At 58.7% G+C, this 17,839-nt stretch carries 14 protein-coding genes and 1 pseudogene; 7 read left to right on the forward strand and 8 right to left on the reverse strand.

Annotated elements, in window-relative coordinates; translation table 11 throughout:
• Positions 1-81: 81 nt before the first annotated feature.
• From ACWKWM_RS03535 to ACWKWM_RS03545, 3 genes are all read right to left on the reverse strand, one after another.
• On the reverse strand, positions 82-651 hold the full coding sequence (locus ACWKWM_RS03535) for an N-acetyltransferase family protein (RefSeq protein WP_483844775.1): 570 nt from the start codon (positions 649-651) through the stop codon (positions 82-84).
• Positions 652-699: 48 nt separating this feature from the next.
• A complete protein-coding gene (locus tag ACWKWM_RS03540; protein ID WP_483844776.1) occupies positions 700-1,347 on the reverse strand; it encodes a BON domain-containing protein in 648 nt (215 codons plus the stop codon).
• 109 nt (positions 1,348-1,456) lie between these two features.
• A complete protein-coding gene (locus tag ACWKWM_RS03545) occupies positions 1,457-1,942 on the reverse strand; it encodes a potassium channel family protein (RefSeq protein ID WP_483844777.1) in 486 nt (161 codons plus the stop codon).
• A gap of 205 nt (positions 1,943-2,147) precedes the next feature.
• On the opposite strand from ACWKWM_RS03545, the gene ACWKWM_RS03550 reads away from it, so the two are divergent.
• Positions 2,148-3,095 carry a universal stress protein gene (locus ACWKWM_RS03550; protein ID WP_483844778.1) on the forward strand — a complete coding sequence of 316 codons (948 nt, stop codon included), beginning with the start codon at positions 2,148-2,150 and terminating at the stop codon, positions 3,093-3,095.
• Between the two features lies 1 nt (position 3,096).
• On the opposite strand, the gene ACWKWM_RS03555 is transcribed toward ACWKWM_RS03550, so the two are convergent.
• Positions 3,097-3,849 (reverse strand): helix-turn-helix domain-containing protein, encoded by a 753-nt coding sequence (locus ACWKWM_RS03555; protein ID WP_483844779.1) that lies wholly within the window; start codon positions 3,847-3,849, stop codon positions 3,097-3,099.
• Positions 3,850-4,173: 324 nt separating this feature from the next.
• On the opposite strand from ACWKWM_RS03555, the gene ACWKWM_RS03560 reads away from it, so the two are divergent.
• Positions 4,174-5,064 carry a universal stress protein gene (locus tag ACWKWM_RS03560; protein ID WP_483844780.1) on the forward strand — a complete coding sequence of 297 codons (891 nt, stop codon included), beginning with the start codon at positions 4,174-4,176 and terminating at the stop codon, positions 5,062-5,064.
• A gap of 59 nt (positions 5,065-5,123) precedes the next feature.
• Here the strand turns inward: ACWKWM_RS03560 and ACWKWM_RS03565 are convergent, their stop codons facing one another.
• Positions 5,124-5,573 carry an N-acetyltransferase family protein gene (locus ACWKWM_RS03565; protein WP_483844984.1) on the reverse strand — a complete coding sequence of 150 codons (450 nt, stop codon included), beginning with the start codon at positions 5,571-5,573 and terminating at the stop codon, positions 5,124-5,126.
• 331 nt (positions 5,574-5,904) lie between these two features.
• Between ACWKWM_RS03565 and ACWKWM_RS03570 the strand changes: the two genes are divergently transcribed.
• From ACWKWM_RS03570 to adhP, 4 genes are all read left to right on the forward strand, one after another.
• Entirely contained in the window at positions 5,905-7,113 is a 1,209-nt protein-coding gene (locus tag ACWKWM_RS03570) for an acetate/propionate family kinase (RefSeq protein WP_483844781.1), read from the forward strand.
• A gap of 63 nt (positions 7,114-7,176) precedes the next feature.
• Complete coding sequence (locus tag ACWKWM_RS03575) at positions 7,177-9,681, forward strand: phosphoketolase family protein (protein ID WP_483844782.1); 2,505 nt, start codon at positions 7,177-7,179, stop codon at positions 9,679-9,681.
• 49 nt (positions 9,682-9,730) lie between these two features.
• Positions 9,731-11,920 (forward strand): ornithine decarboxylase, encoded by a 2,190-nt coding sequence (locus ACWKWM_RS03580; protein ID WP_483844783.1) that lies wholly within the window; start codon positions 9,731-9,733, stop codon positions 11,918-11,920.
• Between the two features lie 151 nt (positions 11,921-12,071).
• Entirely contained in the window at positions 12,072-13,100 is a 1,029-nt protein-coding gene (gene adhP, locus ACWKWM_RS03585; RefSeq protein WP_483844784.1) for an alcohol dehydrogenase AdhP, read from the forward strand.
• Positions 13,101-13,485: 385 nt separating this feature from the next.
• Here the strand turns inward: adhP and ACWKWM_RS03590 are convergent, their stop codons facing one another.
• On the reverse strand, positions 13,486-15,612 hold the full coding sequence (locus ACWKWM_RS03590) for a beta-glucosidase (RefSeq protein WP_483844785.1): 2,127 nt from the start codon (positions 15,610-15,612) through the stop codon (positions 13,486-13,488).
• Between the two features lie 254 nt (positions 15,613-15,866).
• Here ACWKWM_RS03590 and ACWKWM_RS03595 point away from each other — a divergent pair, with 254 nt between their 5' ends.
• On the forward strand, positions 15,867-16,022 hold the full coding sequence (locus ACWKWM_RS03595; protein WP_483844786.1) for a hypothetical protein: 156 nt from the start codon (positions 15,867-15,869) through the stop codon (positions 16,020-16,022).
• Between the two features lie 83 nt (positions 16,023-16,105).
• Here the strand turns inward: ACWKWM_RS03595 and ACWKWM_RS03600 are convergent, their stop codons facing one another.
• Both ACWKWM_RS03600 and ACWKWM_RS03605 read right to left on the reverse strand, forming a co-directional pair.
• Positions 16,106-17,086 carry an aldo/keto reductase gene (locus tag ACWKWM_RS03600; RefSeq protein WP_483844787.1) on the reverse strand — a complete coding sequence of 327 codons (981 nt, stop codon included), beginning with the start codon at positions 17,084-17,086 and terminating at the stop codon, positions 16,106-16,108.
• 265 nt (positions 17,087-17,351) lie between these two features.
• Positions 17,352-17,828, reverse strand: a pseudogene (locus ACWKWM_RS03605) (chromate transporter); the annotation flags it as partial.
• Between the last annotated feature and the right edge of the window lie 11 nt (positions 17,829-17,839).

Here is a 17,839-nt window from a genome sequence, read left to right on the forward strand (position 1 = left end):
GCATGAGGTCATCGCGCAAAAATGGCATCGCTGGACCTGGCCGACTCATCGGCCTTGTTTGCCTGTTGCCATCGCCGGCAGTCATGGGGCCAACACGTACTCGTGAAAAACCCTGGGCCCGTGTTCGCCATCTTTTCGCCGCGTGAATCCCATGCTTGTCGCCAGCCCGTCCATGGCCAGGTTGTCGGCCGCATCCATCGATGACATCGTGCTGAAACCCTTGCGCTTGGCTGTCTCCATCAGGTGATGCATCAACGTCGTCGCCACTCCCCGTCGTTGCCAGTCATCGGCGACTGCCACGGCAAATTCGCAGTGAGCGTCACCCTCATAAGCACCGTAACGAGCCACGCCTACTTCTGTGAGCGTGCCGTCGTGGTAGACCAGTGCGATGTAGGCCAGGCGTTTGCGCACGTCGATGTCCATCAGTTGATCGTGTGTGGGCGTCCGATCGCTGAACGATCCCAAAAAGCGAAAATGCGCAACGCCCTGTCCCAGATTGTTGAAAAAGGCGAAGTCTCGGTCGCGATCCTTGTCCGCCAGTTCACGGATCAACACCGGAGTGGCGTCGCGCAACGTTTCAACCCAGAACCCCCCGATCAGACCTTGGGTTTCTTCGTTGAAGTGCTGGATGCTGCTGGAGGTATGAGGCATTTGAAGTACTCCCGCTCAACGCGTAGGGATAGAAGACACAGCGCCGGGTCAATCGATGAGCAAATGGTTTTCAACGTTTCTGACGCCGGGCACTGACCAGGCCGCGTGCTCCACAGCTTTGCGTTCAGGCCATCGATTCACGAAGCCTTCAAGCCTCACCAGATTGCCCACGGCGCTGACGCGAATTTTGCTGGCATCCAGCTCAGCATTGCGCGCCAACGCTGCCTCGATAAGCGCCTTGATGTCTTCGACAGTGGCCTTGGGTTTGACCTCCAGCATGTTGTTGAGCCCTGCAACGCCGGCCAGTGTCTGGATGGCGTGTTGTGCGGCTTCTTTCTGATATTGCCACTCCACCTCACCCTCAAGCGTGACCCAGCCCTGCTGCACCTTGATCTGGATTTGGTCGCCGGGGACTGCCGTATTCCAGCGAATCAGGTCCACGCAACGTGAGGCGATCATGCTGTCGTCGATGTCCAGATCCCTGGACAGGCGTACTTCCAGTTCCTCTGCCACGGCGCGCACGCCCTTGACGCTTTTGACTGCGTGTTCGGCAGCGATTTTTTCGGCATACGTTCGGACGTGGCCTGAGAGCACCACGACGCCATCCTCAATGCTTACGCCGATCGCGGCGGCATCGATGTGCGGTAGGAACTCAAGTTCATCCAGAATCTGTCTGCGTAATGTCAGGTCGCTCATGATCAGTGCTCTTGGTGGCGGGCAGGGTGCGGCCAGATCACTCAGGCCACGACTTGATCATTGAGCGCTTGCTGGAGAATCAAACATTGAGGTTTGTCAGTGAAAGGCGCTAAAGACTGCGGCTTGTTGGTTTTCTTGGCGAATGGGCTACAGGTGCTTGAGAGGTCGTCGCGTTGGTTCGCCAGTACCGCTGCATCTCGATGAACAGGAAGGACGCGGTCCAGGTGATCAGCACCAGTCCCGTCAATGCCTCCAGGCCGGTCAGGTATTTGAGCGGTCCGCTGGGGCTGATGTCGCCGAAGCCCAGGGTGGTGAAGGTGGTGAACGAGAAGTACACCGCGTCCATGAAGCTGCCGTCGAAGTTGCCGGTCAGGTGGCCCAGCGAATCCGACCGGTTCATCAGGTAGTAACCCAGCGCGAATATCCAGACCTCGATGGCATGGGCGATCAGCGCGCCCAGCACGCCGAAGACCATTCTGAATCGGTGCCAGACATTGAGCCGGGGCATCAGCTGGTTCAGGCGCAGCAGGCATTCGTAATGAACGATGACGGCAGTGGTGATGATCAGCGTGTTGATCAGGGTGATAGCGATCATGAAGAGTCTCCGAAGACCGTACTGTGCATTCACCCTTATCGGCTTTGCTTGATAAATGTCAGGACAGGCACCCCTGCGAAGCAACAACCTCTGATCTACATCAGGTTTGCCCGGTGATGAATGCCCACACTCCAGGCAGGGCACGACGAAAGCCCGGGGCCCGGGTTCATGGAGTCACCACTGCCGCGCCTGCAGTCCACGCAACATGATCTCCGAGGTCCCTGTGAAAGACTCGCCGTGCCTGTTACTGATTGCATCCTCCCGGCAAACGCGTACTCCCGCATTCGAGCGCGCTGTTGCTTTGTCCAAAGCCAGTGGCGTTGCATTACGCATCGTTGCCTTTGATCACGCCAGGGTGCTGGAGGTCATGGGGTTGTTCACCCCAAGCGCGTTGTCGAGTTTGCGCGACAGTCATTTGCAGATGCATCGCCGCTGGCTGGAGGCGCAGGTTCAGGAGGAGTGCAGCCGGGGTCTTGAGGTGTCTTTGGAGCCAATGTGGACCGGGAATATGTTCGACGGCCTGCGCGACTACGTCAGTGCGATTGCGCCTGGCATGCTGATCAAGGACATCCATCATGAGTTGTCGATGGGGCGGTTTTTCTCGACGCCGCTGGACTGGCACCTGCTGCGAGAATGCCTGTGCCCGATTCAGTTCGTGACCGATTCGTCACACCCGTTGCCGCGCAAGATCCTGGCGGCGGTCAATCTCTATCGTGCCAACGATGCCGAATTGCGCCTGAACGACACGCTGCTGCGCGCCGCGTCTAGCCTTGCGGCCCAATGCCTGGCAGCGCTGCACGTGGTGTACGTGTACGACTGGTCAGCGATCTACGCATCCGGTGCGAAAACCTTTGGCGCACAGCCGGTCGAGAGCGGGTTTCAGGAAGCGTTGAGTGATGCCCACGAAGAAGCGTTTGCGTTGTTGTGCACGCATCACGGCATCGTCGGCAGTCATCGGCATTTTTTGACTGGCACGCCGCGACCGACCCTTGAGGCCTTCGCCCGGCAAAATGATTTTGATCTGTTGGTGATGGGGACGCTGCCGGTACACGGCCTGGAAAAGGTCATGGGCGACACCGCCGAGAACCTGTTGGTGCATGCGCCTTGCAGTGTGCTGGTGGTCAAGGCCGGCACACTCAGGCTGGCAGGCTGATTCAGAGTATTTTCGGGCCGTGTCCGCAGCCGTTGAGCAGGGCGCGCAGGCGCGTGAGGTCGAGGATTTCCACCGCACGGCCGGAAATCCTGACAATGCCATGATCGCGCAGATTGGCGATGGCACGGCAGATGGTTTCAAGCCGCAAACCCAGGTAAGAGCCGATGTCCTCACGGGTCATGCGCAACACGAACGCGGTGTTCGAATAGCCTCGGGTCGCCATGCGGCCTGATAGATTGAGCAAGAACGCCGCCATGCGCTCTTCGGCGTTGAGGTTGCCCATCAACAGCAACATCTCGTGGTCGCGCACAATCTCCTTGCTCAGCACGCGGTTGAGGTTGTGTTGCAGCGAGGGCAGGTCCCGGGACAACCGCTCCAGCTGAGTGAAATGAATCGGGCACACCTCGCTGTCTTCCAGCGCAATGGCATCACACACATGACGGTCATCGCTGATCGCATCGCAGCCCAGCAATTCCCCTGACATCTGGAACCCGGTGAGCTGGTCACGGCCGTCCTGAGAAGAGATCGTGGTTTTGAAAAAACCGAAACGCACCGCGTAAAGTGATCGCAATGGATCGCCCGCGTGATAGAGCGCTGCGCCTTTCTTGATTTTGATGCGTTGAGGAATGATCGCTGACAAGCGATCGCTGTCGGTGACGCTCATTCCCACTGACAGGCACAGCTCACGAACGCTGCAATTGGAACACTCTGCCTTGAGGAACAAACCGGGAACGGCGGCCAAATGGGCTGTCATGGATATCTCCTTATTCAATTGAGCATAGGCGCGCAAGGAGGCCAGTGATAGCGGGCATTTCAAATGTGGATGAGTGGGGCTGTATCAACGAAACGGGTGACGAAATGACGGTAAATCCATGCGATTGAGTGTGCGTAAGCGGGGAGGGAAGCATCCAGCGATCGGGTTTCACGGTGATCGCTGCGGCGTAATTGATGTAAGTCAAGTGGCGGACCGGTGGCGGGCTGACAATACCGCAGTACGACTCAAGCGGTCGCGGTGTGGTCGCAGAGTTTGTCCTTCTCATGCTGATTGAGGTGCGCCATGTTAGAGCCCGAGCGTTTAATGCTGATTGCGTCCCCGGTGATGACTCGAACGCCGGCCTACGACCGCGCCGGGGCGCTGGCCCAGGCCAAGGGCGCGGCGCTGCACATCGTCGCCTTCGATTACGTGGAAGGCCTGGCCACCGCGGGGTTGGTCAACGAGCGAGCCCTGAAGGAGATGCGCGAAGGGTATCTGCTGCGCCATCGTGAATGGCTGGAAGAGCAGGCCGAATCGATACGGCATCTGGGCGTGCAGGTCACCACGGAAGTGGTCTGGGTCATGAACCCGCTGGATGAAATCATGGTGCATGTGCGCGAGATCAAGCCTTCGATGGTGATCAAGGACCTTGAGCACGTGTCCTGGTTGACCCGCGCACTGTTCACGTCGCTGGACGTCAGGCTGCTGCATGAATGCCCGGTGCCGTTGCACCTGGTGTCTGCAGTGGCCCACGCAATGCCGCGCAAGATCGTGGCGGCTGTCGATCCGTTTCGCCCGGACGACCAGTTCGACGGGGTCAACGAAACGATCATCAAGGGTGCCGAGCAACTGGCGGCACAGTGTAACGCGCAGTTGCACCTGCTCTATGCCTATGACCTGACCTATGTTTTTGCCGGAGAGGGGGGCATAGGGTTTTCATCGGACCTGGCGCAAAGCGTGTACGAGGCCGAGGAGGACGCGTTCAAGGCTCTGGCCAAGCGCTTCGGCGTGCCCGATGAGCGCAAGCATCTGATCATGGGCAACCCGGCGAAGGTGATTCAGTCGTTCACGCTATCGGAAGGCATTGATGTGATTGTGATGGGCACGGTGCATCGCAACCGGCTCAACGCCTTACTGGGCAGCACCACGGAACAGGTCGCTTATCACACGCACGCCAGCCTGCTGACCCTCAACCCGCGCAAGCCCGTCGTATAAGCTGCGGCTGGCCGCCATGCCCGGCACCTTCGCAAGTGGCGGGGTGGCGGGTTGCCGGGTCAGGTCAGCTTCAGGCGGTAGACCACCTGCGTGGCATCAAGCGGATCCTCTTGGCTATCGAATCCCAAGGTGTGAGCAAGGCGACGCATGTGCACGTTGATGGCGCTGTCCATTGACATCATGTGGGTAAAACCGTTGAGGCGTGCGGCGGCGATCAGGTGCTTCATCAACTGCCTGCCCAGCCCCTTGCGTTGCCATTGATCGGCGACCACCACCGCAGATTCACACTGTGAATCGCCGTCCAGCGCGGCATAACGCGCCACCCCGATTTCCGTGAGCACGCCATCGTCCATGTAAAGGGCCACGTACGCCATCCGCTGCTGGTAATCGATGTCCATCAACTGATCGAGCAAGGGCGCGCCAGGCTCTTTCATGGTGGCGAGAAAGCGGAAGTGCCGCGACTCCGGCGACAGGTTTTTGATGAAGGCGAATTCGCGGTCCCGGTCCATGGCCTCCAGCGGTCGAATCAGAATGTAGGTGCCATCACTCAGGGGATCGATCCAGTGATCGACCCGAAGATCGGCTATAGCAGCATCGCTGTCGCAAAGGGGGGCGGCAGTTGAAGCGGATGGAATCGGTAGCGCGCTCAAGGGAAGTACTCCTGATGAAGTGGATACGCCGGTAAAAACAGCACGTCCTTTGTGTTTACGCCTGGGTGGATTGTTGCTTTCTGATCCAGATCAATACCGCCAACGCGGGGACGATCAGACTGACCATCGGTTGGCTCGCGTTGACCGAGGCCACGCTCATACAGATCGAGTGCCGTCCACGGAGTGTTCCATGAACGATCAATCGCGCCCGGTGTTGCTGGTGCTGAACGCCGGCTCTTCAAGCATCAAGTTTTCGCTTTACGACGCTGCCCCGCAGGCTGAACCGGGGTTGCGCTGTATCGGCTCCGGCAGTTTCGAAGTGCGCAAGGACATCGAGCGGCTGGTCTTCCAGCACACCGGCAGCCAGGCGCAAAAGCATGAAGACTGGCCGCGTAATGATTCCTCGCCGGCCAGCGGTACGTTGTTCAATTTGATGGACTGGATCGAGCGCCACACCGATGGAAAGATGTGCGCTGCGGCCCATCGAATCGTCCATGGCGGGAACCGCAGTGAAGTGGCAGCGCACATTACCCCGGCATTGATGGCCGAGATGCAAGCGCTTGTGCCTGTGGCGCCGCTGCATCAGCCGCTGTGTCTGGCACCGATCACTTACCTTGCCCGCGAACACCGCGACATTCTGCAATTTGCCTGTTTCGACACCGCGTTTCACCACAGCCTGGACCCGCTGGAAACCTGCTTCGGCCTGCCCCGGACGCTGACCGACGAGGGCCTGCGCCGCTACGGTTTTCACGGGTTGTCCTACGAATACATTGCCAGCGTGCTACCGCAATACGATCAGCGTGCGGCGCATGGCCGAACCATCGTCGCTCACCTGGGCAACGGCGCGAGTCTGTGCGCGATGCACAACCGCGTCAGTCGCGGCACGACCATGGGTTTTACCACGCTCGATGGCCTGCTGATGGGCACGCGCCCCGGCCGACTGGACGCTGGTCTGTTGCTGTATTTGTTGCGCGAACGCGGCATGAGCGTGCAGGCGCTGCAAGACCTGTTGTACCACCAGTGCGGCCTGCTGGGCGTGTCCGGCGGTATCTCCAGCGACATGCGCGAACTGTCTGCCAGCCAGGCGCCTGAGGCCATCGAGGCCATTGCGTTGTTCGTGCGCAGCGTGGTTCGCGAGATCGGCAGCCTCGCAGCGGTGTTGGGGGGCGTTGATGCGCTGGTGTTTACCGGCGGCATCGGCGAACACGCGGTCCAGGTGCGCAGCGCCATTCTTCAGGGCTGCGCCTGGTTGGGCGTCGATCACGATGCGTCGGTTGCGAGCGAACAATCAGGTTGCCTGTCGCTGCCAGGCAGCGGCGTATCGGCCTGGACCATCGCTACGGACGAGAACGCGGTTATCGCCCGCCATGCCCTCGGTTTGCTGCACCCCAGCCTGTGAATCTATTAATCCCTTGGAACCTGCGAGCCTCAAGGCGTGTGCCTTGCCCCCTCTGGAGTCGCCATGTATCGCTTTAATTCAACGCTTTCCAGTGTCGAACAAACTGACCTTGCACCGGCTACTTCCTCTGGCGCGCCGCCGGTCGAAAGCGGTCCGTTGGACGCGGACCTGCTGTCCCGATTGCACCGTTACTGGAACGCCGCCAATTACCTGTGCGTCGGCCAGATCTATCTCAAGGCCAACGCGTTGCTGCGCGAGCCCTTGCTGGCTGAGCACATCAAGCCCCGACTGTTAGGGCATTGGGGCACGTCGGTGGGGCAAAACTTTATCTACGTGCACCTGAACCGACTGATCAGTGAGCGCCGCGTCGAGACAATTTTTATCTCAGGGCCTGGCCACGGCGGCCCGACGATGAACGCCTGCGCCTGGCTCGAAGGCACTTACAGCGAGGTCCACCCGGACATCACCGGTGACGAGTCGGGCATGCTGGCGTTTTTTCGCAGCTTCTCGACCCCCGGTGGCGTGCCCAGCCACTGCGGGCCACACACGCCCAATTCGCTGCACGAAGGCGGGGAGTTGGGCTACTCGCTGATGCATGCCTTTGGCGCGGTCTTCGACAATCCCGACCTGCTGGTCGCTTGCGTCATCGGTGACGGCGAGGCTGAAACCTGCCCGCTGGAAGGCAGTTGGAAAAGCGTTCACTTTCTGGACCCACGCCGCGACGGCGCTGTGCTGCCGATCCTGCACCTCAATGGCTACAAGATTTCCGGGCCTACGGTAGAAGCGCGTTTGCCCGAGCATGACCTGATTGAGTTGTACCGCGGTCGCGGTTATCAGCCGATTATTGTCGCCGGCGATGATGTGCCGGGCATGCATCAGCGTTTTGCAGCAGCGCTCAACGCCTGTCATGACGCCATTGTGCGAATTCAGACCCGTGCCAGAAAGGGCGGCGGCATGGCGCGCGCGCGTTGGCCCATGATCATCCTTCGTAGCCCCAAAGGCTGGACCGGTCCCAAGGTGGTCGATGGCCTGCCGGTGGAAGGTACTTTCCGCGCGCATCAGGTGCCATTGGCCAACGTCATCGGTAATCCAGAACATCTTCAGCAGCTGGAAAGCTGGATGCGCAGCTATGCGCCTGAAACCCTGTTCGATGGACAGGGCCGATTGCTGCCAGAGCTTCAGGCTCTAACACCCCCTTCGGCTTTGCGCATGGGTGCTGTGCCCTATGTGAACGGCGGGCGGTTACTGGTAGCGCTGGATCTTCCTAACTTTGCCGATTATGGCGTCGAGGTGCCAGGCCCTGGCCAGGTCATCGCCGAAGCACCGCGCAAGCTGGGTGAGTACCTGCGTGACGTGATGCGCAACAACCCGCATAACTTCCGTGTGTTCGGCCCGGACGAAACCAACTCCAATCGCCTCAATGCAGTGTTCGAAGCCAGTAATCGGACCGCATCCGGGCCGTGCCTGGACATTGATGATCACCTCTCGCCAGACGGACGCGTAATGGAAGTGCTGAGCGAGCACCTGTGTGAAGGATGGCTGGAAGGCTATCTGCTCACGGGTCGGCACGGCATGTGGTCGACTTACGAAGCGTTCGCGCAGGTGGTCGATTCCATGGTCACTCAACACGCCAAGTGGTTGCAGCAGAGTCGTGACTTTGCCTGGCGGCGTCCGTTGGCCTCGCTCAACATCCTGATCAGCAGTCATGCTTGGCGCAACGACCACAACGGCTTCAGCCATCAGTCCACCGGTTTCGTCGACAACGTACTGCAGCGGCGATCCGACGTGGTCCGGGTGTATTACCCGCCGGACTCCAACTGCCTGGTCAATGTCTTCGATCATTGCCTGCGCAGTCGCAACTACGTGAATGTGGTGACCTGCGGAAAGCAGCCGGATTTTCAGTGGCTGGACTTCGACGCCGCCCTCAAGCATTGCTCCCAGGGCGCCTCGATCTGGTCGTTTGCAGGCACCGATGACGAGCATCCCGATGTGGTCCTGGGCTGCGCCGGTGATGTACCGACGACCGAGGCAGTCGCCGCAGCCTGGCTGCTGCAAAAACATGTGCCCGGTATTCGCGTCCGGCTGGTTAACGTCGTGGATCTGGGCATTCTCAGCGCCCCAGAAGATCGGCCACACGGCATGGATCACGTGTCGTTCGAAGCCTTGTTCACGCGCGACGTACCGGTGATGTTCGCCTTTCATGGCTCTACGTGGGTCATCCATTCAATGGTTCATGGGCGAGCCAACGAAGCGCGTTTTCACGTGCGTGGCTTTAGCGATCGCGGCACCACCACTACGCCGTTCGATATGGTGGTGCTCAACCGCCTGAGCCGCTACCACCTGGCCATCGACGCGTTGAGCCACATACCACGCCTGCGGGCAGAGAGCCTGGACGCCGTGCACTTCTTCGAGAATCAGTTGCGCAAGCATCACACGTGGATTCGCGAGCATTTCGAGGACATGCCAGAGATTCGTAACTGGCACTGGACGGCCGATTTCAGTGAACCCGATGGGCCACCGCCGCTGGCGCAAGGGCATGTGAGAGGGCAGACCTTCACGGATGCCTGACGGCATGAGTCGCGCTGAACCCTATTGGTTAATCGAAAAAGGTCATCACATGAACAGACTCAAGGTCGCTGCAAGCCTGAGCGCTCGTACCAGCTTTCTCACGGATCGCGACGTTGTCGATTTTGACGCGACCGACCTCACCGACGTAGCGGCGATCGTGCTCACGGCTGAAGACCTGCGCGAGGGGCGCGTGGATGACATCTGCCGATCAGGGTTCGACATTCCGGTGTTTTTTGCCGTCGCTCCCGAGGATGAACTGACTCGTCAGACCATCCTCGATGTCGAAAAAGTACTGCTGCAAGTCAGCGGGGTTTTCGACCTCGGCACTGATAATGCCGAGTTCTATGGACACAAGCTCGAAAGGGCTGCCACGCAATACGAAGAGGCGTTGTTGCCACCGTTTTTCGGCGCGCTGAAACACTACGTCGAACGCGGCAACTCGACGTTCGCCTGCCCCGGTCATCAGGGCGGCCAGTTTTTCCGCAAGCATCCAGCGGGCAGGCAGTTTTTCGATTTCTTCGGTGAAACACTGTTTCGCGCCGATCGCTGCAATGCCGATGTTGAAATGGGCGATCTGTTGATTCACGAAGGCGCACCGCTGGAAGCGCAGAAGCGCGCGGCGAAGGTCTACAACGCCGACAAAACGTATTTCGTCCTCAACGGCACATCAACATCCAACAAGGTCGTCACCCAGGCCTTGCTGACTCCGGGTGATGTGGTGCTGTTCGACCGAAACAATCACAAGTCCATTCACCAGGGTGCGTTGTTCCAGGCAGGGGCAACGCCGCTTTACCTTGAAACGGCGCGTAACCCTTACGGGCTGATCGGCGGTATCGATTCGCACTGTTTTGAAGAGGCCTACTTGCGTGAGCAACTGCGCATCGTGGCGCCTGCCAAAGCCGATGATGCGCGGCCATTTCGTCTGGCAATCATCCAGCTCGGCACATACGACGGCACGGTCTGCAACGCCCGGCAGATTGTCGACCGCATCGGTCATTTGTGTGACTACATCCTGTTTGACTCAGCGTGGCTGGGCTATGAGCAATTCATTCCGATGATGCGCGATTGCTCGCCCTTGCTCCTGGAATTGGGGGCCGACGATCCGGGGATTTTCGTTACCCAGTCCATCCATAAACAGCAGGCGGGCTTTTCTCAGGCCTCGCAGATTCACAAGAAGGATCGTCACATCAAGGGCCAGGCGCGCTATTGCAACCATTTGCGCCTGAACAATTCGTTCATGGCCCAGGCATCCACCAGCCCGTTTTATCCGCTGTTCGCCTGCCTCGATGTCAACGCGCGCATGCACAGTGGCCGCAGCGGCCATCGTCTGTGGGATGAATGTGTGCGTGCCGGTATTGAGGCGCGCAAGCTGATGATGGACAACTGCACGCTGATCAAACCCTTTGTGCCACCGACCATTGATGGCCGTTATTGGCAGGACTATCCCACCGACGAGATCGCCAACGATCTGCGGTTTTTCCGCTTTCATCCTGATGAGCGCTGGCACGCGTTTGAAGGCTACGGCGAAAACCAGTACTTCATCGACCCCTGCAAACTCTTGTTCACCACGCCAGGCATAGACGCCGAAACGGGGCAGTACATGGACTTCGGCATCCATGCCGGGGTGTTGGCGACGTTCCTGCGTCAATACGAGATTGTCCCGGAGAAGAACGACCTCAACACCATCCTGTTCCTGCTCACGCCTGCTGAGGGCAAGGCAAAGATGGAGCATCTGGTGGCGCAAATCGGGCGCTTCGAACGGTTCATCAAAGACGATGCGCCGCTGGCCACCGTGCTGCCGGGGATCTACGCCTCCCACGAAGTGCGCTATCGCGATTACAGCATCCGCCAGCTCTGCCAGGAGATGCATTCGCTGTACGCGCGCCATGACGTCAAGCAGTTGCAGAAGGACATGTTTCGCAAGAAAGGCATGCCAGTCATAGCGATGGACCCGCGAGAGGCCAACCTGGAATTCGTGCGCGGCAAGGTAGAACTCATCGCTCTGGAGGAAGCCCGCGGGCGTATGGCTGCAGAAGGCGCATTGCCTTATCCGCCCGGCGTGCTGTGCGTGGTCCCCGGCGAGATCTGGGATGGCGCGGTGCTGGAGTATTTTCTGGCGTTGCAGGATGCGATCAACCAGTTCCCTGGATTTAACCCTGAATTGCAGGGCGTGTATCTGCGCACCGAGGCCGATGGCCGCATCCGCGCTTACGGCCATGTGATCAAGCGGTCCCTGTGATCCGGGCTGGCTTGGGCATGCCGGCGCTGGTGATTGAGCGGTTTTGACGCTGATCACCTTCAGGCCAGACCTGAGCAAACCATTCGCCCTATCTGGCGTCGTTATCCGAGCCAGATGTAGCCACTATCCATTCAATGCAGAGGTACAGCTCATGAAAGGCAAGATGCAGGCGGCCTTTGTCGAAGCGTTCGGCAAACCCTTGGTGCTGCGCGATTACGACATTCCCACGCCGGGACCCGGGCAGATCCTGGTCAAGACTGAAGCTTGCGGTGTCTGCCACACCGATCTGCACGCCGCCCGGGGCGACTGGCCTTTGAAGCCGACACCGCCTTTCATTCCCGGGCATGAAGGCATCGGCATCGTGGTGGCATTGGGCGCCGGCGTGACCAGCGTGCGAGAGGGTGAACGCGTCGGTGTGCCGTGGCTGTATTCAGCGTGTGGTCATTGCGAGTACTGCCTCAGCGCCTGGGAAACGGTCTGCGCCAGCGCCCAATTTGGCGGCTATACGCAAAATGGCGGGTTCGCCGAATACATCCTGGCCGACCCCAATTACGTCGCCCACATCCCGGCAGACCTTGATCCGCGTGAGGCGGCGCCGATCATTTGCGCTGGCATCACAACGTACAAGGGTATCAAGGAGGCCGACGTCAGGCCGGGGCAATGGATTGTGATTTCGGGTGTAGGAGGGCTGGGTCACCTGGCGGTGCAGTATGCCAAGGCCATGGGGTTGCGCGTGTGCGCAGTGGATATTGACGACCGCAAACTGGCCCATGCGAGCAAACTCGGCGCCGACGCGGTGGTCAACGCACGGGAGGGTGATCCGGTTGAAGCCGTCAGACAGATCACCGATGGCGGCGCGCATGGCGTGTTAATCACTGCGCCCTCGCTTGGTGCCTTCAAACAGGGCGTAGGGATGACGCGAAAACTCGGCACCTGCGTGTTGGTCGGCTTACCGCCTGGCGAGTTTCCGGTGCCGCTGTTCGACGTGGTTGCCAATTGCATAACGGTCCGCGGATCGTTTGTCGGCAACCGCCAAGACATGGCCGAGGCTTTGGCTTTTGCGGCGCAGGGAAAGGTCAAGGCCGACATCGAGCTGCGGCCACTGTCGGATATAAACACTGTCTTCGAGCAGCTTGAGCATGGCGATGTGCAGTCGCGTGTGGTGATAGATTTCATGTGAGTGGTTACGCCGTGAGCCAGCGACAGGCGACCTAAAGGCCCGTCAGGTCAAATTGTCGCAGGCCTCATTCCGCACTCAAATTGGCGCGGTACTTGCTCAAGCAAGACATGCACTCGCGTTTGACGGGTTTACGCCACTTACTTTGGCTGACCACCTTCGAGCAATTCTTTTTCTTGGCTCAGGATGAGATCTGGTTCACAGGTAGCGTTGGCATGAACGACGGTGGTCTGATTTTTGTAGGTGCGGTAATCGTGGGGGCTGTGATTGTGTGGTGTTGGGGGGTTTCTACAATGGTGATCGCGTGGCTGTAATGGCTTTAATCGAGCATTGGAGTGAATGGAGACGCAGCTCAAGGCGTCGGAAAGCACCTTGAGCTGCGCCGCATTCAGGAGATGTTGAGATCCACACCCAGGGCTTCATCCTGGGCATTACGAGCGACCCAGATTCTATAGTCGCCTGTTGCGGTCACGAACGTGTTGCCCACGTATCGCGCCAATATTCGGGGCTCAAGCGGGACCTCTACCTGGGATCGTTCTCCCGCCTGCAGAAAGACTTTGTGAAAACCAGCGAGGCGTTTGGCGAAGCCTCCATCACCTGATTTAGCCACATAAACCTGCAACGTGATGGCTCCCGCCCGATCGCCCGTGTTGGCCACTTGGGTCGACACGCGCAGCGGCGACTCGCTTGAAACGCGTGGTTCGGCGATCTCAAATTGGGTATAGGACAGCCCGAACCCGAACGGGAATAACGGAACGAGGTTTTCGCGCGAGTACCAACGATGACCCACATCCGAGCCTTCAATATCGTAGTCGATAGGGATAATGTCTCCTTTGCGCGGCATCCCCGGATTAGAGGTTGTGGTTTCTGGATCAATCTGCTTTGGCCGGGGCAGTTGCGATTCACTGGCCGAGAACGTGACCGGCAGGTGGCCAGAAGGATTGACTCTGCCAAAGAGCACACCAGCAATCGCTGCGGCGCCGCCTGATCCGGGGTACCAGGCAGCCAGCACGCCGGCGACGGTGTTAAGCCACGGCATTAATACCGGGCCGCCGGTCTGGAGCACGACGATAGTTTTGCCGTTGGCGCGGCTGACGGCGTCAATCAACCCATCCTGGTCGTCGGGCAGGCCAAGGCCCTGTGCATCGAGTCCTTCCGATCTCCATTCCTGCGCGAAGACAATCACTGCATCCGCAATGCTTGCCTGGGCAACGGCCAGTTGCTGATCCGATCCGTCCAGGAAATCCACCTGTTGTGCACCACTTTCTTCGCGGATAGCTTGAAGCAGCGAAGAGGGCTGGTAGATTTTGTTCACCTTCATGCCCATGAGATCCAGGCCGGGGAGGGACAGGCTTCCGATGGGTGTGACAGAGGACGATCCGCCGCCACACAGGACACCGTGATCTGCATGAGCGCCAATGACCAGCAGGCGCTTTGATCGCTGAGCCAGCGGAAGAGCATGGTCAGCATTTTTTAACAGTACGATCCCTTGCTCAGCCTGGCGCTGCGCGATCAGTTTGTGAGCGCTGTAGTCCACTGGTACCAGACCGGTGGATGAGTCATCCAGCGCGCCTGTGGCGATCAGGCTTTGCAGTATCCGAGTGACCATGTCATCGATACGTGCCTGGGCAATCTTCCCATCGGCGACTGCCCGACGCAGGGCATCACCGAAGTATTGAGCGTCGTCCAGATTGGCGCCTGATTGAACATCAAGCCCAGCCAGGGCCGCCTTGACAGTGGAATGAGTAGCCCCCCAATCGGACATTACCCAGCCCGGGTATGCCCAGTCTCCCTTTAATACCGTGTTCAGCAGAAAATGGTTTTCGGAGGCGTAGTCGCCATTCACCAGGTTGTAGCCTGGCATGACTGACCCCGGTTGACCTATCTCGATGGCTATCTGAAAGGCCAGCAAATCCGACTCACGCAGGGCGGCCTCGCTCATGTTGGAGCTGACCATGACCCGGCCGGTCTCCTGAGCGTTGACGGCGAAGTGCTTGATGGTAGAGACGACTTTTTGAGACTGGATGCCCGCTATCGAGTTTCCGGCAAGCACTCCCGTGAGCAGCGGATCCTCTGAAATGTACTCAAAATTACGCCCGCCGCGAGGCTCCCGAATGAGATTGGCGCCGCCTGCCAACTGCACGTTGAAGCCTTTCTGGCGTGCTTCTTGACCGACCATGGCCCCCGACTCAAAGGCCAGGTTGGGATCAAAGGTTGCACCAAGCAGCAAAGAGCTTGGCAAAGCGGTTGAGTGATCACCGGGCCTGACGTTGCCCAGATTACTAATGCCCAGACTTGCATCAGACTGCTGCATTGCGGGTATCCCAAGCCTTGGAATGGCCGGGTAAAACGCCGCTGAACCTAACGCACCCTGGGGCATTTCAGTGCCTGGAACCGGAATTGCCATCGGCCCCGAGAGCCAGGAAAACTTTTCGTCCTGGGTCATTTGACCGACCAGCACGCGAGCGCGCTCAAGGGGGGTTATCTCATTAGCGGTTAGGTTGGAGTCACTCATTAGGGTCACCGTCAGATACGTATAGGGTTCTGAGTGGTGTCTGGCCCATGGGTTCCAACGTTAGCTGAATCGATTAAGTGAGTCGCTGTCTTGTAGAGTCAAGCTCCAGAGCCTCGTTCGAAAGGGCGAAGGCACTGGCAGATGGAGATTCACTGAACGCCTCAGTCTGAGCTGACTCCAAGTCTTGCCCGGGCGCTCACAGCTAACATTGCGTCGACGGGTGTTTGAATCATCTGCCCAATCAAGGAATCACCATGACCGACCCACGCAACGTTGCTCACGACAAAAAAGTTCAGCAAGAGAAAAAGAACCATGGGGAAGAAATCGCGCCGAATGCCGAGCACGCGCCCCAGCCTGGGCTCAAGCCAGCACTCAAGCATGACGATGACGAGCAAGAAGAGCAGGCTTAAGCCAGGCACCCACCTGACCTGAAAATTGCCGCATGGCGGCGCTGGCAGAAGTCAGCGGCCGCTAGGGTGCAGGCGGGCATCAGTCAGGAGAATCCCACCACCGCATGGGGTACGTAGGGACTTTCCAGCGCAGCAATTTCCTCATCCGTCAGCTGAAATTCCACGGCAGCGAGGGCGTCGTCCAGATGTCCCGCGCGGGACGCACCCACAATGGGCGCAGTAACTTCCTGCTTTGATAACACCCACGCCAACGCCACTTGGGCAGCGGGAACGCCTCGGGCTTGAGCGATGGCAGCCACAGCCTCGATCACCGTCCGGTCGGCTTCAACTGTCTGCGCGTAAAGTGTCTTGCCGAACGCATCAGACTCAGTCCGTTCTGTCGTCGCGTTCCATGGACGAGTCAGTCGACCGCGAGCCAGCGGGCTCCATGGGATAACGCCAATGCCTTCAGCGCTGCAGAGAGGCAACATCTCGCGCTCTTCTTCACGGTAAAGCAGATTCACGTAGTTTTGCATCGTGGCGAAGCGGGTCCAGCCATTCGCTTTAGAGGTGTGCAGCATCTTGGCGAACTGCCATGCAAACATTGATGAAGCACCGATATATCGCACTTTCCCGGCCTTGACGATGTCATGCAGCGCTTCAAGGGTTTCCTCGACGGGCACTCCGTAGTCAAAGCGATGAATCTGGTAAAGATCGATGTAGTCGGTGCCCAGTCGGCGAAGCGAGTTGTCGACTTCTTGCAAAATTGCTTTGCGGCTCAACCCGGCCCCATTTGGGCCCTCGTGCATGCGGCCGTGAACTTTGGTTGCGATAACGACTTCTTCTCGCCGGGTAAACTCTTTGAGCGCTTTACCGACAATCTCTTCCGATGTTCCATCGGAATAGACGTTGGCGGTATCGAAGAAATTGATCCCGGCTTCCACTGCTTTTTGAATCAGGGGGCGGCTCTTTTCCTCGTCCAGTGTCCAGGCGTGGGAGCCCCGATCGGGAATCCCATAGGTCATGCATCCCAGACACAGCCGGGATACTTCAAGCCCAGTGTTACCCAGTTTTATATAATTCATCGATTGGCTCCGGTTTGAATCGCCATAGGGACAGGCTTTGCGCTTGATTGGCAGCGCTGCCCAAACTCCATGCCGTTCAGCGAATGGGGTGTATTACATGGGCAGCCTATTTTGCTTGAAGTTGCATGGCGCACCTGTGATGTAAGCACGCAGGGCCACCGCCTCAGTAAGCTGTCTGATCGAGCGTGCGCCGCCTATATTGGTGCCCCGTTTAATCATGCAGGGTTTTCGGGCTGATGCTTTAGAACGAGGTGGATAGCCCTTCTCAAGAAACATTACTTAGCAACCATCCGATCAAGCCACTGCCCAAGACAGCCAACCAAGGAGGTGCCTTCCAGAACATTAAGGCAACAAGGGCTATCAGCGCTATCCCGAAGTCTTGGGGTTTTAATATGGCGCCTATCCAGACCGGGTTGTACAAAGCCGCCAAGAGAATCCCGACCACTTCCCCGTTGACCCCTGCAAGCGTTGCTTGTGTGCGAACGCTATGGCGCAGTTGCTCCCAGAATGGCCGGACGCCGATCACAAGGAGGAATGACGGTGAAAATATAGCGATGAGACACACCGATGCACCCACCCAACCGGAAGGCGGTACGTTCATGGACGCACCGAGAAATGCTGCAAAGGTAAAAAGTGGGCCCGGTACGGCCTGTGCTACGCCATATCCATCCAGGAATGTGTCGTTGGCGACTCAGCCGTTGGGTACTGTAGCCGCCTGACGTAACGGCAACACAACATGTCCCCTCCGAAGTA

Source organism: Pseudomonas rosaeacicularis, assembly GCF_057128745.1.